The organism is Marinoscillum sp. 108, from assembly GCF_902506655.1.
GTDB lineage: Bacteria > Bacteroidota > Bacteroidia > Cytophagales > Cyclobacteriaceae > Marinoscillum > Marinoscillum luteum.
Genome location: NZ_LR734817.1, coordinates 558,388 through 572,625, shown reverse-complemented (window position 1 = coordinate 572,625; position 14,238 = coordinate 558,388). Strand labels below are relative to the sequence as shown.

The following is a 14,238-nucleotide window of genomic DNA, read 5'->3' as shown; positions in this document are numbered from 1 at the left end:
TTAACTTAAGATTTTTTCTAGAAATGACTTCTTCCTCACGCTGACTCTGAGGTTGGGAAACTCTGCATTAAACTTTTGCTGGATATCACCTTCCCAATGGGTGAAAAACTCCGGATCAAAATTGGCTTTGGGTAGGTTTTCCATTACAAATTGGATGGATTTCTCTTTGCTGATCCAATCGTCCCAAACTTCATGTCGGTTTCTGATGCCAAAAATATTCACACCTTTCACGGCTTTGGTATCGGTTTCGAAAATGACCTTGATGCATTTCTTTTTGTCACTGGCTTCCCAGTAGAAAGCGGTACAATCAGCCGGACATTGCGGTGGTACCACCCCGTAGTTTTGAAATTCTATGTCAAAAAATTTGGCCGAATTGAACCACACTCCGGGCTGATAGCTGGTCTTGGTGCCAGTAATGGTTTGGGCTATGGTTTCACCCATCATTCTTCCGGCGTACCATACGGCCTCTATGGCTCGTCGATGGGGGAGCGGATGCTTTAGTTGTGCACAATCCCCAATAGCATACACGTCGGGGATGTTGGTTTGCAGGAATTCATCCACCAAAATGCCTCTGTCTGTATCGATGGCAGCGTCTTTAAAAAGGCTGATGTTGGGGCTTACACCCACAGTGAGGCCTACAAACTGACAATCTATTATTTCACCAGATTTAGTTTTTACACCTTTTACCTGGCCCTGACCATCGTCCAGTATTTCATCCAGTTCTGTTTCAGGTCTCAGGTCGATCCCCTGCTCTGCCAGGTGATGGTCTATGAGCATTGCTTCCTCCTGTGGGAGCATGTTGTCCCAAAAGTGCTTTTCCCGGATGAGGTAAGTGACTGGAATGTGCCTGGAGTGTAGCATCTCCGCCATTTCTACCCCGATGAGCCCACCACCCAGAATCACCGCATGTTTGATTCCTTTGGTGTTTTCCTCCATAAGGTCCAGGTCCTGCTTACTGTAAAGCCCCTGGACCCCCTTTAGGTCCTGACCCGGCCAGCCGAATTTATTCGAGACACTTCCGGTAGCGATGATGAGCTTATCGTAGGTCATGGATTCCGCTGAGTCGAAGTGAAGGCTTTTCTGCACAAAATCAATACTTGATACCCAGCCTTTTTTAAGATCAATCCGGTTTTTCATCCAAAACCAATCTTCATAGGGCTTGGTGTGCTCATACTTCATATGCCCCATGTAGATGTACATAAGGGCTGTGCGGCTAAAGAAGTGGTCCGTTTCACCGCTGATCACGGTGATTCGATCATCGCTCCGTTTTCTGATGTGCCGGGCTGCTGTAATGCCGGCTATGCCGTTACCAAGGATTACGATATGCTGCATAGTTGAGTGTGTTGCGGTCTAAAAGTACGCTGTTCGGTTGATGCCCGGATATATCTTCTCTATAATTAGCCGGCCTATGTCAATTTGTTGACACTTGACTTTGAACAAGTGCCACTATATCACGTATTGAAGATAAAACATTCGCAATGAGATACTTCCTGATATTGACTATTTGTATGAGTTTTTTTGAAGCTTCGGCACAAACTTTTTTTGATCGCGCAGATGCTTTTTTCTCACAATATGTGGACGAAGGGAATGTGAACTATGCGTTGATCAGGAAGGAGCCTCGCACACTGAATGCGCTGGTGAAAGAAATCGCTGAGTTGGATTTGTCTAATAAGCGTGTCACAGCGGATTACCTGAAATCATTTTATATCAATGCTTACAATATCCTGGTGATCAAGCAGGTGGTGGACCGGTATCCCATTGCCGGTCCACTGAAGGTGGAGGGATTTTTCAATGGGATTAAGCATACGGTGATGGGGCAGGAGATGACCCTGGACGAATTGGAGAAGGGCACGTTATATAAACAGTTTCCAGACCCACGGCTGCATTTTGTTTTGGTGTGTGCGGCTAAGGGTTGTCCCCCGCTGGCGAGTTATAGTTATAAACCAGCAGGGCTCGACAGGCAGTTAACTACCAGAACCAGAGAGGTTTTGAACTTAGATTGGTTTATTCGGGTTAATAATGGAAAGGTACAGGTCTCTCAGATTTTTGAATGGTATAAGGGGGATTTTGAGAAGGATGGAGAAAGTGTAAAGACCTTTATTAACCAATACAGGAAGCCAGCAATAGAAGAGAATATGAAGCTCGGGTCATATGAGTATGACTGGGCGTTGAATGAGCAATAAAGACATTGGTGGGTTACTGATAAATAAGGTTAGGTTAGGTTTTAAAATCCCATCAATAAAGAAGCCCCGCACGGATCAGCGGGGCTTTAATTTTTTGTACGGACTCATTTCATATGGGCGGCTCAAAACTTACATCCAGGTATAAGCTTCATCGACCAATCGATTGAAATCAGCCCAGCGAGCGTTATCATCATTAAAGACCTGATCTTTCGGGTTCTTCTTAGGGTCGAGTCGTTTGGCTGCCGGGATCTGCTTTTCAGAATTTTCACGTATGTCGCTTACTTTGAGTACCTGCTCTATTTCAAAAAGAGACTTTTCATTCTTCTCGAAAAAATGAATTTTAGTGAGTTCCAGGTCCACATCGATGTGAAAATACTCCGGATACCACGCACCATTGAGGTATTGATAGCGGAGCGTTTTGGTGATGTTGGGATTGCTCACGGTGAGCCCAAATGCCAGCAGCACCGGTTCAATAGCAAACGGAATGACAAACTTGCCGGTGTAATCAATAGAGGCAAATGCATCTGATTGCAGGTCAATATAAATTCGCCCTTTGGTTTTGAGGTGATCCACTGTTCCTTTGGATTGGAAGCTGATGACCAGGAGTTCCCGGCCCTGATAAATCACTGGGTCGTCAAACCGGTATTTAAATTTTTTGAACTGGGTGCTGTCCAAAAAAGGCTCCAGTTTTTTACTCAGGTCCATGGAGAGGATTTCGTCAGGCCCGCTAAAGGTTCCTTCTATAATGCCTATACCACTTTCATCACCTGCCTCTATTTCCTCACCTTTTTTCTGAGCCTTGCGCTTTCTGCGGTCGTCCTTTTTGTCAAAAGGAGATTTCATGAATTGCACCTCTTGCGGATTTTCAGCGGTTTCATAGAGCACCAGTTGATATTGGTTGGGAATGGTGTCCTGGTAAGATGTATAATAGGATTTGAAGACCCCTTCGGTAAATGCCAGGTATCCGCCGTTTTCAAGAAATTTTTCACGGTAGTAAGACATGGAGGAAAATGGTTCTTTAGGTAAGGATTTGCCCATGTTTTTGACCACTCGCCGGATATAATCCTCTGGTGAAAGGGGGCGAAATACTAATTCTGCCAGAGTGAGCGTAGCGGGCTTGAGGAGGATAGTTTTGGGTGAGTCACTGTCGCTCCGGACAGGCATGACAGCAGAGGCATAGCCCATATAGCTGATTTGGACATCCTTACCCACACAGCTAGCCGGAATATTGAGTTCAAAGTACCCGTCATTGTTAGATACCGTGCCGATGGACGTGCCGGCAAAATTAATGGTGGCAAATGGCAATGGATCTTTGGTTTCAGCATCTTTTACCAGGCCCTTTACCATCTGTCCATTGGCTTCCAGCAGGGTGAAGAGTACAAGGGTCCAAAGCACGGTCAATCTTTTCATAGTCAGCAGAATATTTACTTCTGCTCTATGATGCACAAAACAGGCCTTAAGTTTCAGGTGTTGTAAAATAATTTTTCAGGCTAGTACCTGAAAGCGTTCTTTGAGTCATTGAGTGACCAGTCGTAATCATAGGTGGCTATGTCGTGATTGTCGGGGATCTGGATGATTCTGTACTTATTGATAAAAGTCTTGACACTGCCGGCATCATTCACAAAGTCAGGCAGGTACCAGTCGAATACTTTAGAGACGAGCGTCCGGTCTTTGTAAATACGTACATACCAGCTGATGTTGAGCACCTCACGGGTTTTGGTTTCTATTTGGGTCTCGAGCGAGTCAGGCATGTAAGCATAATCCGCTATGGGTGGGCAACCGATGGCCGCACAAACGAGCACAAAATGAAGCCTCGGGTCTGGGAATGCTGCGAAAAGAATTTCTTTTTCCAGTTCGTCCAATGTTACATTTCTCCCGGCTACCCGATAAGTTTTCTGATTGAAAAAACCCGGAATGGTCATCGGTCCGTCAGTTGGGTAGTTTTCCACAATTTGTTTGATCACCAGCAGGTTATAGGCATTGGTGTAAAAGGCCTTTTGTTCATCCAGTGTTTTACCAGCTATTCGGTAATTTCCAATCTGACGCACCAGACCATCAAGTGGCACCGGATTGTTTTTGAGGCTGTCATAATTGATCAGCCCACTGGATACATAGCCCTCAAAGAAAGCCTGAGCATCGCTGAAAAAATCTTTTGGCTGACCCAGTAAGCCGGAGGAACATAAAAGGAGAGCGGAGGCGATTAAGATTTTCATGTTTTATATTAAGAAATTATTCCCGTAAAAACTAAGGAAGAAACAATCCTAAAGACAGTTTTCAGCCTGAATATTAAGGCAATTGTCCTGTGAGTTACTTTCCGGAAGTACTTACGATCTTGGATAGGGATTTGGATGGAAAGCCTATCGGAAGTAGGTGAGTAACTCTCCGATGCTTGTGTAATGTTGGCTGCTTTCTGAGCTGCGAACAATCCACTCTCTTTGAGAACAGGAAATGGTCGTATCTGCCGATTGGGATATTTTGATTCCATTTCGTCTCAGGGCCTGGGTCGTCCAAAATAGCACATCTTCCGGCCCTTCCAGTGCTACTGAAGTTCCATTTTCAGGCATACCGATATGGATGGAGCCATGGATCATGTCGTACCCATAATCCTGTAGATAGAGGGTTTTTTCCAAAGTGCCATCCAGAATCAGATCCTCGGGTGCACCCTGCTGTACGGGCTCATTAAAATTGAACAACCACAACTTGTCTGAGAGCTGTGTACTGATCTGCATGTCATGAGTGGAGATCAAAATGCCCTTTCCCTTTTGTGCAATGTTGCGGAGCAGGGTCATCACTTCTATCTTATTATACAAGTCCAGGTGGGCGGCAGGTTCATCCAGAATGATCAGGTCTGTTTCCTGAGCCAGCGCCCTGGCGATCATCACTTTTTGCAACTGACCGTCGCTGAGCTCATAGAGCTTTTTGTCCGCCAGGTAGTTGATGTGGGTTTCATTAATGGCCCAGTCGATCGCATCTTTATCCTGGGCGCGGAGCACCCCCATCCAGTTGGAGTATGGGTGACGGCCAATGGCAATCAGCTCCAGCACAGAGATGTTGTGGGAGTATGGCTTTTCGGTTAGGACAATACTTAACCTTCTGGCCAGATCATTTGCACTCAGATCCTCCAGTTGATCATTTTGATAATAGACCTCTCCCCCTAGCTTGGGGATAAGCCCCGAAATGGTTTTGACAAAGGTGGTTTTACCCACGCCATTTTGCCCCATCAGTGAGATGATCTCTCCCGGATTGATGCTCAGATTCACGTCTTTTTGCAACACCTTCTGAGGAGCTGTCTTTTGTGAGTAACCTATGGATAATGACCTGGTTTCCAGCAAGCTCATGATTGATAGGCGTAGTTGAGGTTCTTCTTCCTGAGTAAAATGTAAATCACAAAAGGAGCTCCGAAAAGTGCGGTTACGGCATTGATCGGGAGCGTCGCCTCCATGCCAGGCAGTTGGGCGATAAAGTCAAAGATGAGCATAAGGGCAGACCCGAAGAGAATGATCAGTGGGGTGAGCAGCAGGTGGTTGGAGGTATTGAAAAGCATCCGGGTGAGGTGTGGTAGGGCCACACCGAAGAATGCGATTGGTCCGCAGAAGGCAGTGACTGTTCCTGCAAGGATGGCCGTATTGATGATAATTAGCAAGCGAATTTTTTTGATGTTGAGACCAAGGCTTATGGCGTAATTTTCCCCCAGAAGGAGGGTGTTTAAGGGTTTGGAAAGCAGCACCGAACCGATGAGTCCTATGAGGATTACCGGGATAAAAACGTAGAGCTCGCTCCAACTCAGACTGCCCAGACTACCAAATGACCAGATGACATAAGCCTGGATGTTTTCTGCCTGGCTGAAAAACTGTAAAATGCTGACCAAAGCGCCCGCTGCTGCGCCAAACATCAAACCGATAATAAGCAGCGTGATGCTGTCTTTGAGCCGGGTGGCTGCCAGTGAGATGATGAGCAAAACCAGAAACGAGCCTGCCCCTGCAGAGGCCACCAGCAGCCAGCTTCGACCTATTCCGGAGAGCTCCAGAAACCCACCCAGATAAAACCCCAGAAAGATGGCAATGGCTACTCCCAGGCCAGCACCCGAGCTGATTCCGAGAATGTAAGGCCCGGCAAGTGGGTTGCGGAAGAGTGTTTGCATCTGGAGACCGCTCACACCAAGTGCACTTCCTACGAGCATGGCTGTAATGGCTTTTGGTAACCTGAAGTTACTCAAAATCATATCCCAGGAAGCCTGACCCGAACTGCCGCTGGTGATAAAACTAATCAGGCTTTCGAAGGGAATGGTGACGGATCCCAGGGCCACGTTGATCAGGAAGCAAAGTACCAGGACTACAGCAAGGCCTATTAGCACTTTGGTCCATTTATTTTGCGAAGCCTCCAGGAATTGAGTGATCATGGTAGTTTTTGGAAATAGTAGGTATCGTAATCCGGTAGCAGCTCCGGATGCAAAATAAAAATCAAATCGGCCAGGACCCTGTCTGGTCTGGTGTAGGCAGATTCAAAGAAATCATATCCACCAGTAGGGCCCAGACGCTTATTGTAATTATACACTTCATCCACTTTGAATGCTTTGAAATGGGTATAGCGGGTATCCTGTCCCGCAAGTTCTTTTTTGGTGTTGAAGGTACTAGTTCCTATCCAGAAGTCTGCTTCGCCCGCTTTTTCGAAGACAGACTCAAAGCTTATTTCCAGCCACCCACTCGTGGAGTCATTTTCCCAAAGGTACCGCCCACCAGCGTCCCGGTAGAATTCCGCAGCCCAGTTTTGCCCTCCAGGCAAAAACCAGGTATCTCCATACATTACGCCACTGACAATGGAGGGCTGATTTTGAGCATCAGCAGCCAGAGTCTTCAAAGAATCATACCGCTGTACGATGCTGGTGAAAATGGAATCCGCTTCTTTTTCTTTATCAAAGAAGGCTCCGAAAAACTTGATCCACTCAGCTCTTCCAAGAGAAGAAGTTTCAAGGAAATCAGCATTGTAAAAGACCGGAATTCCCGACTCTTCTATTTTGTCCAGAGTAGTGGACTCACTACCCATGTCAAACGCAAAAACAGCATCTGGTGCAAGTGAAATCAGGAGCTCCAGGTTCATGCTGCCATCCGGCCCCAGGTCTGTGATTTTACCATCATTCACCAGTTTCCGGATGACCGGAGAGCTGATGTATTGGGTGCTGGGAAATCCAACAATCCGATCTTCAACATCTAGCATTTCCAGATAAGCGAGGTGTGTGGTGGAGGTGACCACTACACGCTGTGGTGGGGTATCCGGTGCGTAAGAGATGGGAGCAACTGCTCCCGGCCAGGGCTCCTTTACAATGATGGCATTCTCTTCCACTGTGAATTTTTCCGCAAATTTCACCTGAGTATTGAGTGTCCGTCCCGTTGACTGCTCTTTTTCTTGAGGAGGTGTGCAGCCAGCGATGATGAGTATTGCCAGAAAATAGAAGCGTGATCCTTTCATGTGTTCAAAATTGATTAAAAAAAATCAGACGGACGGGAATTACCGGAGAGATACTATATTTGCTCACGATTGTGGTTTCTGAATGCACCGCGTGCATCAGGATTAAAAGGGAATCTCGTGAGAAACGAGAGCTGTCCCCGCAACTGTAATTCCATTCAAAGGCTTGTCACATCTTGCCACTGTTCCGAACATCGGGATGGGAAGGCGACAAGTCAGGAAGAGCCAGGAGACCTGCCAAATCATGTTGAATAGTTCCAAGCTTCGGTGGAAAGCAGAGAAATTTGATAACCTTTTGGTTTACCATGCTTCTTACTTTTTCCGATGGCTTTGAATTGAATTTGAAATTTAATTCATGGTCTCGAGAATATTAATGTATGTGCTGACGGGCACCATTTCCCTCTGGGCAATGGCACAGGAGGATACCGTGTACCTGGAGGAGCTGCCAGTAGTTGGCGATTCGTTTCAGCGCTTCACTACCGGCACTGGATACCGAAGCATTGCCCTCACCAATAGTTCTTCCTCTCTGGAGGAGGCCTTGTCAGATGAAAACTCCATTTACTTCAAATCTTACGGCAATCAGCAATTGTCCAGTATTTCATTCAGAGGTACTTCGGCGAGTCAGACCAGTGTGCTTTGGCATGGTATTCCGGCTAATTATCCCACACTAGGCCAGTTGGATTTTTCTCAATGGCCAGCGTGGTTGATGGAGAGGGTGGCTATTCAGCCGGGCAGTGGCGGAGCGCTTTATGGAGGTGGAGCCATTGGTGGGACAGTACTCATCGATTCTGAGATGAACCTGACCGAAAGCCCTTTGCTAGAGGGAAAAATGAGTGTTGGGAGCTTTGGGTACCTCTTTACAGGAATTAGAAGTGCCTATAGTCAGGGCCAATGGAGGGGTGCTACTAAAATATTTCGAAGTTTTCTTCAGAATGATTTCCCTTATGAATACGCGGGAAAACAAGCGCGTCAAAAGAATGCTTCTGTGCTCAACTATGGAGTGCAGCAGCAACTGAGTTATGAGGTTAGTCCGAATCAGAAGGTGACCCTCGATGCGCAGTATACTCGCAATGATCGGGAGGTACAGCCCTCCAAAGTGAGCCCAAATCTGCAGGATGAGCTTCAAACAGGGAATGTTAGGCTGGCGGCGGGTTATCAATTGGAGCTTCCCAAAGGCAGTCTTACCAGTACTCTGGCCTTTCTTCAAAATGACCAGCAGTATAATCAGGATGATCGCACTGTTTCCAATCAGTATTCGGCTTTGGTGGCGTATTGGGGAGAACTTTCGGAGGTTCTGGCTGTTCGTTTGGGCGGCAATACCAATTTTTTCACTGCCCGCTCAGACAACTATGTAAGCCATTTTGTTGATCGCCAGACAGCACTTTTTGGTTCGCTTGAGATCAAGCCAACCACCTGGTGGACGGGAACCATCAACTTGAGGCGGTCATTTTATCAGGAGAATCGCCCGTTTACACCCTCTTTTAATCAGAAATTTTCAGTCTTAAATACGGAAAAGAACCGGGTAGCCATCAATAGTCAGTTGGCCTGGGGATTTCGCTACCCTACACTCAATGATCTCCACTGGTCCCCTGGCGGTAACCCCGACTTGAAACCCGAGGAAAGTTTCAACCTGGAAGGTGGCGTAGGCTGGGCACATACTGGGCCAGCTTTCTCTTCTAGTTTGGATTTGACAGCATTTAATACATGGTCCGACAACTGGATCATCTGGCTGCCAGATGGATCTGGCATCTGGTCCCCACGAAACTTCCGTGCAGTGGAAATCACGGGAATGGAGTTCAGCGCGAAGATGAGCGGAAAGTGGATCGGACTCCTTCATGAGGTTGGTTCAGCCTATTCCTACACTCAGTCACAAAACAAGGAGGGAACCAATCAAGGGAAGCAACTGCCATATACCCCGCTTCACAACGCCAACTTGTCCTTGAAGACCAGCTCGGACAAGGGGTGGTTTGGGAAAGCAATGGGAGATTTTACGGGGAAGAGGTTTACCACCCTGGATAATACGGAAATCCAGTCTGTCGATGGATACCTGTTGATTGATGTCCATATGGGAAAGACGCTTGCGGTATCGGACGGATTTGATCTGGAGGTAAGCGTTGCTGTCAAGAACGTCTTCGATCAGCCTTACGAAAACCTTATCAATCGGGCCATGCCCGGAAAAAATTATCAATTCAACCTTTTAATCAAATACAATTGAAAACAACCATGAAAAATTATTTAAAGTGCCTGCTATTGATGTTGCCTTTTATTTTGGCGTCATGTGAAGAGGATGCCGAACCTCAGGTGGTCGGTCAGTTTGATTCCGGAGTTTTTATCTCCAACGAAGGAAATTTTGGAGAAGGGGATGGCTCACTTTCGTTTATCAGCTCAGCGGGGGTGGTGTCCAATAATCTCTTTTCCACTGTGAATGGCGGTGCTTTGGGTGATGTGGTGCAGTCGCTTCATGTAGGTGCTGACCAGCTTTTTGCTGTGGTAAACAATAGCAATAAGGTAGAAGCGATGACTTTGGATAGCCTGAAGTCTGCCTACACCATCACGGATGTTTCCCTGCCCAGGTACATGGTTTCACACGATGGAGTGGGCTATGTCTCTGAGTGGGTCAGTTTTAGTGATCTGGGTAGGGTCACTCTTTTTGATTTGGAAACCGGAACGGTCGATAAGTCCATCACCACCGACTATGGGGCAGAGGGCCTGATCATCACCCAAGGGAGGCTTTTTGTTACCAATAATTTCACCACTACAGTCAGTGTGATCGACCTGTCCTCTGAGGAGGTGGTGGCTTCTATACAGGTGGGCAATAGCCCGGCTGGTATGGTGCTGGATGCCGATGGTGATGTGTGGGTAGTCTGCTCTGGTGGATATGATGCCAACTATGCGCCGCTCAATGATGGGAAATTGGTAGAGCTGAACCCTGCATCATATGAGGTGAAATCAGAAACGGATTTGAATGCCAATTTATCAGGCAAAATAGCTGTTGCTCCATCCGGGCAAACCATCTATTACCTCATGGGCAATCAGGTCTATTCGTTGTCTACAGATGCTCCGGAAGCAGGGCAAGTGTGGAAAGAGGAGGCGGCAGCAGTATCTTTTTATGGGATAGGTGTGGATCAGTCCGGCAATGTATATGCGGCTGATGCCAAAGGGTTTGCCGAAAACGGGGAAGTGTTTGTCTATAATCCGGCAGGTGAATTACAAAACAAATACACCGTGGGGCGCGGGCCCAATGGTTTTGCTTTTAACTAAACAATGAGTTCACTGCGTGGCGGACGCCCAGTTCGCCCGCAGCTACCTTTTTCGTTATTTGGGTGATTTTATCTTTCATGGCAGGGTCTCCGAAGAAATTAGTTTCTAATCTCGCACGAATGAGCTCATGCATCCATTTTACATTTTGGGACTCTCTTTGTCTGGTTAGATATCCACTCTCGGTCGAAGTAGATACGTAGGTTTCTATGGTAGACCAAATTTCAAGGATGCCTTCATTTTTTATGGCAGAGCAGGTTTTTACAGGTACGGTCCAGCCAGATTCGTGAGGAGGAAACAGATGAAGGGCATTTTCATAGGCTTTTTTGGCCTGGTTGGCGGGTTTGAGGTTGTTTCCATCTGCCTTGTTGATCACCAATGCATCGGCCATCTCCATTATTCCCCGCTTGATGCCCTGCAGTTCATCTCCACCTCCAGCGATCATCAGAAGCAGAAAAAAATCCACCATATCCCTCACGGCAGTCTCTGATTGTCCCACACCCACGGTTTCTACCAGGATTACATCAAACCCCGCCGCCTCACAAAGCAGAATGGATTCGCGGGTTTTCTGAGCCACACCGCCCAATGAAGTGCCGGCAGGAGAGGGGCGTATAAAAGCATTGCTGTTTTGAGAGAGGTGAGTCATCCTGGTTTTATCTCCCAGGATACTTCCCTTGGTCAAAGTACTGCTCGGGTCTATGGATAAAACGGCAAGTTTTTTCCCGAGAGCAGTCAGGTGAGTTCCAAAAGATTCTATGAAAGTACTTTTTCCAACTCCGGGCACTCCGGTGATCCCAATCCGCACGCTTTTTCCCGTTTTATGAATCACCGAATCCAGTAGTTTAGCAGCCAACTGCTGATCAGAGGCCAATTTACTTTCTACGATCGTAATGGCCCGGCTTAGCATCATCCGATCCGATTGGTCGATTCCACGGGTAAGTTCGTCTAATGAAGGTCGCTTAATTGATCGATCTTTCATTGATTAGTTTAGGATTAGTTGAAAAATTGATTAATTTCAATAAAAAATTACATTTTACTTATATTACATTTGATGTGTGGCTGAATGCTTATTACTTGCGGGTAAAGTAAAATCTTTTTTATTCACCCGCTAAAAACAAAGTCATGTTTAGAAAATTCTGGCTGGACGTAATTTTAGGTACTGCTTTCATATTTGGTATGATGGGAGTATTTCAAAGTTTCACCGCATTTAAGGTCTTTGACGTATTTGACCCTATCGGGCAGGCATTTGGAGATATGGAGTTTACAGATATTGTATTCTCTCAGCTCAGAGATGATCCTGTGGGAGATGATCGGGTAGTTCTGGTCAATCTCAGTAACCTTCAACGAGGCGAAATTGGCATGATGCTGCAAATCATTAGCCAGCATAACCCGGCAGTTATTGGTATTGACTCCTTTTTTTATACACCTAAGGAAGATACTTTGGGTGATATGATGCTGATGGAAGGCATGGCCAGTGTGGAGCACCTGGTACTCGCCTCCAAACTATTGCCAGATCCAACAGACCCTACAAAGGACACTATTGAGTACTCCTGGGAGTTGTTCAACTCGTTTGCAGAACGAACAGCTTTTGTAAATCTGGTGACAGATGCGGAAGTTCAGGAAGATTTGAAAATGTGCCGGGAGTTTTACCCGAAGTTTGATATTGGTGGTGAGCAGCAGATTGCTTTTGCGGTGCAGTTGGCCAGTTATCTGGATTCTGCGGCAGCCGCTGACTTTTTGGCTCGTAACAATGAGACTGAGGTCATCAACTACCGCGGAAATGTGCTGGATTATGGAGCCACGAAGTTTGGTAATAAATATTTTGCATTGGACGTGCCGGATGTTTTTGGGGAAAACTTTGTCCCTGACATGATAGAAGGAAAGATTGTCATGTTTTGCTATCTGGGCAAGCACTTGGGTGACAGGGAGTCTTTTGAGGATAAATTCTATACGCCATTAAATCAAAAATATATAGGCAGGGCGTTCCCTGACATGTATGGAGGAGTAGTTCATGCCAATATCATCTCCATGATTTTGAACAGGGATTACATCAACTCTATGAGCGAGAACATGGGGTATGTTTTTGCCATTTTGATCTGCTTTTTTAATGTGGCACTGTTTTCGCTCGTTTATAAAAAGATACCTAAGTGGTATGATGGGATTACCAAGCTTTTCCAGTTGTTGGAAATTGGAGTTTTGGTATTTGGGGTCATTTACATTTTGGAACTGTATAGTTTCAAAGCTGACATAGCCGTAGGGATGGTTGCGGTGGCTCTGGCGGGAGATGCGCTGGAGGTTTATTATGGTGTAGTGAAAAATTCATTCACCAAAGAAGGACGAAAATCATTATTTAAAGTCGATAAATTATAACTTTGCAGTATAACTTCAATAAACGCTATATGATTATGAGAAAGTTTATTTCTTATGCTTTTGTGGTTGCAATGATACTCTCGTGTGGTTCTGTGGGTGCACAGGATTACGCATTTAGAGTGCTTGCAAACAAAGGCACAAACCAAGTAAAAAAAGCAGGAGCTGGCCAGGCTGAGGTCCTGAAAACCGGAGCAAAACTGAGTTCAGGCGATGAAATTATCGCATCTGATGATGCATATATTGGTTTAATGCACAAATCCGGGAAAACTACGGAAATACGAGGTGCAGGGACCAAGAAGGTGTCTGAACTGGAAAAAAACATCAATACAGGTAGTAGCAGTATTGCCAGCAGGTATGCCAGTTTTGTGATGAACAAGATGAATGAGGAGGAGAACACCAATAACAGATCACGACTGAATGCTACAGGAGCTGTGTCGCGGGCTACGGGTTCTGCAGCTATCAATGTGATGGCCCCAAGTCAGGCAGATCTTTTGGGTGATTTGGCGATCCTTAGATGGGATGCTCCAGAAGGATTTACTGAGGACGATTCTTACGTTGTAAAAATTGAGAACATATTCAACGAGGAGATTTACTCAGAGGAGACCAAGAAAACATCAGTAGCTCTTGATTTCTCTGACGAAGATTTGGCATATGACATGGGCCTTTATCTTGTGAAAATCTACAAGAAAGGTGATGATGAGATCGCTTCAGGTGAAGTAGGAATTAAGAAAGTAAAATCAGGTGATAAAGTGGAAGTGCAGGAAAATCTTGCCAATCTGAAGAGCGAGGTTTCTGACGATTCTCCATTGAACAAGATCATCTATGCCTCTTTTTATGAGGAGAACGGATTGATTCTGGATGCTTTGACCAAATACGAGGAGGCCATCAAAATGTCTCCAGACATTGATGATTTTCAGGAGCTTTACCAAAACTTCCTGATCAAAAATGGTTTGGCAGAATAATA

At 46.0% G+C, this 14,238-nt stretch carries 12 protein-coding genes and 1 riboswitch; of the genes, 5 read left to right on the top strand and 7 right to left on the bottom strand.

The features are described from left to right. Nucleotides 1–1,332: an NAD(P)/FAD-dependent oxidoreductase gene (locus GV030_RS19920; RefSeq protein WP_159585111.1), complete on the bottom strand. Its 1,332-nt coding sequence runs from the start codon at nucleotides 1,330–1,332 to the stop codon at nucleotides 1–3. 146 nt (nucleotides 1,333–1,478) lie between these two features. Between GV030_RS19920 and GV030_RS19915 the strand changes: the two genes are divergently transcribed. After that, nucleotides 1,479–2,183 carry a DUF547 domain-containing protein gene (locus GV030_RS19915; RefSeq protein ID WP_159585110.1) on the top strand — a complete coding sequence of 235 codons (705 nt, stop codon included), beginning with the start codon at nucleotides 1,479–1,481 and terminating at the stop codon, nucleotides 2,181–2,183. Between the two features lie 129 nt (nucleotides 2,184–2,312). Here the strand turns inward: GV030_RS19915 and GV030_RS19910 are convergent, their stop codons facing one another. The 5 genes from GV030_RS19910 to GV030_RS19890 all read right to left on the bottom strand — a co-directional run bounded on the left by GV030_RS19910 (nucleotide 2,313) and on the right by GV030_RS19890 (nucleotide 7,649). Next, nucleotides 2,313–3,593 carry a carboxypeptidase-like regulatory domain-containing protein gene (locus GV030_RS19910; RefSeq protein WP_159585109.1) on the bottom strand — a complete coding sequence of 427 codons (1,281 nt, stop codon included), beginning with the start codon at nucleotides 3,591–3,593 and terminating at the stop codon, nucleotides 2,313–2,315. A gap of 80 nt (nucleotides 3,594–3,673) precedes the next feature. Beyond that, nucleotides 3,674–4,396: a DUF547 domain-containing protein gene (locus tag GV030_RS19905; RefSeq protein WP_159585108.1), complete on the bottom strand. Its 723-nt coding sequence runs from the start codon at nucleotides 4,394–4,396 to the stop codon at nucleotides 3,674–3,676. 144 nt (nucleotides 4,397–4,540) lie between these two features. Beyond that, nucleotides 4,541–5,521 (bottom strand): ABC transporter ATP-binding protein, encoded by a 981-nt coding sequence (locus GV030_RS19900; RefSeq protein ID WP_159585107.1) that lies wholly within the window; start codon nucleotides 5,519–5,521, stop codon nucleotides 4,541–4,543. Then, complete coding sequence (locus GV030_RS19895) at nucleotides 5,518–6,582, bottom strand: iron ABC transporter permease (RefSeq protein WP_159585106.1); 1,065 nt, start codon at nucleotides 6,580–6,582, stop codon at nucleotides 5,518–5,520. Before GV030_RS19895 ends, GV030_RS19900 begins: the two co-directional genes overlap by 4 nt. After that, nucleotides 6,579–7,649, bottom strand: a complete 1,071-nt coding sequence (locus GV030_RS19890; RefSeq protein ID WP_159585105.1) for an ABC transporter substrate-binding protein — start codon at nucleotides 7,647–7,649, stop codon at nucleotides 6,579–6,581. Before GV030_RS19890 ends, GV030_RS19895 begins: the two co-directional genes overlap by 4 nt. Before the next feature lie 55 nt (nucleotides 7,650–7,704). Next, nucleotides 7,705–7,903: riboswitch (cobalamin riboswitch) on the top strand. 98 nt (nucleotides 7,904–8,001) lie between these two features. On the opposite strand from GV030_RS19890, the gene GV030_RS19885 reads away from it, so the two are divergent. Together GV030_RS19885 and GV030_RS19880 are read left to right on the top strand one after the other, a co-directional pair. Continuing rightward, the gene (locus GV030_RS19885) at nucleotides 8,002–9,861 is read left to right on the top strand and encodes a TonB-dependent receptor (RefSeq protein ID WP_159585104.1); all 1,860 of its coding nucleotides are present in this window, start codon (nucleotides 8,002–8,004) and stop codon (nucleotides 9,859–9,861) included. A gap of 8 nt (nucleotides 9,862–9,869) precedes the next feature. Then, entirely contained in the window at nucleotides 9,870–10,907 is a 1,038-nt protein-coding gene (locus GV030_RS19880; protein ID WP_159585103.1) for a DUF5074 domain-containing protein, read from the top strand. Here GV030_RS19880 and meaB read toward each other — a convergent pair. Next, nucleotides 10,900–11,883 carry a methylmalonyl Co-A mutase-associated GTPase MeaB gene (meaB, locus tag GV030_RS19875; protein ID WP_159585102.1) on the bottom strand — a complete coding sequence of 328 codons (984 nt, stop codon included), beginning with the start codon at nucleotides 11,881–11,883 and terminating at the stop codon, nucleotides 10,900–10,902. The two genes, GV030_RS19880 and meaB, sit on opposite strands and share 8 nt — an antisense overlap. A gap of 143 nt (nucleotides 11,884–12,026) precedes the next feature. Here meaB and GV030_RS19870 point away from each other — a divergent pair, with 143 nt between their 5' ends. Both GV030_RS19870 and GV030_RS19865 read left to right on the top strand, forming a co-directional pair. Next, nucleotides 12,027–13,274 (top strand): CHASE2 domain-containing protein, encoded by a 1,248-nt coding sequence (locus GV030_RS19870; protein ID WP_159585101.1) that lies wholly within the window; start codon nucleotides 12,027–12,029, stop codon nucleotides 13,272–13,274. Between the two features lie 35 nt (nucleotides 13,275–13,309). Further along, nucleotides 13,310–14,236 (top strand): hypothetical protein, encoded by a 927-nt coding sequence (locus GV030_RS19865; RefSeq protein WP_159585100.1) that lies wholly within the window; start codon nucleotides 13,310–13,312, stop codon nucleotides 14,234–14,236. Nucleotides 14,237–14,238: the final 2 nt, after the last annotated feature.

Bases quoted from the DNA above. Each gene is read 5' to 3' on its own strand.
- GV030_RS19920 (WP_159585111.1), bottom strand. From the start codon at position 1,332: ATGCAGCATATCGTAATCCTTGGTAACGGCATAGCCGGCATTACAGCA.
- GV030_RS19915 (WP_159585110.1), top strand. From the start codon at position 1,479: ATGAGATACTTCCTGATATTGACTATTTGTATGAGTTTTTTTGAAGCT.
- GV030_RS19910 (WP_159585109.1), bottom strand. From the start codon at position 3,593: ATGAAAAGATTGACCGTGCTTTGGACCCTTGTACTCTTCACCCTGCTG.
- GV030_RS19905 (WP_159585108.1), bottom strand. From the start codon at position 4,396: ATGAAAATCTTAATCGCCTCCGCTCTCCTTTTATGTTCCTCCGGCTTA.
- GV030_RS19900 (WP_159585107.1), bottom strand. From the start codon at position 5,521: ATGAGCTTGCTGGAAACCAGGTCATTATCCATAGGTTACTCACAAAAG.
- GV030_RS19895 (WP_159585106.1), bottom strand. From the start codon at position 6,582: ATGATCACTCAATTCCTGGAGGCTTCGCAAAATAAATGGACCAAAGTG.
- GV030_RS19890 (WP_159585105.1), bottom strand. From the start codon at position 7,649: ATGAAAGGATCACGCTTCTATTTTCTGGCAATACTCATCATCGCTGGC.
- GV030_RS19885 (WP_159585104.1), top strand. From the start codon at position 8,002: ATGGTCTCGAGAATATTAATGTATGTGCTGACGGGCACCATTTCCCTC.
- GV030_RS19880 (WP_159585103.1), top strand. From the start codon at position 9,870: ATGAAAAATTATTTAAAGTGCCTGCTATTGATGTTGCCTTTTATTTTG.
- meaB (WP_159585102.1), bottom strand. From the start codon at position 11,883: ATGAAAGATCGATCAATTAAGCGACCTTCATTAGACGAACTTACCCGT.
- GV030_RS19870 (WP_159585101.1), top strand. From the start codon at position 12,027: ATGTTTAGAAAATTCTGGCTGGACGTAATTTTAGGTACTGCTTTCATA.
- GV030_RS19865 (WP_159585100.1), top strand. From the start codon at position 13,310: ATGAGAAAGTTTATTTCTTATGCTTTTGTGGTTGCAATGATACTCTCG.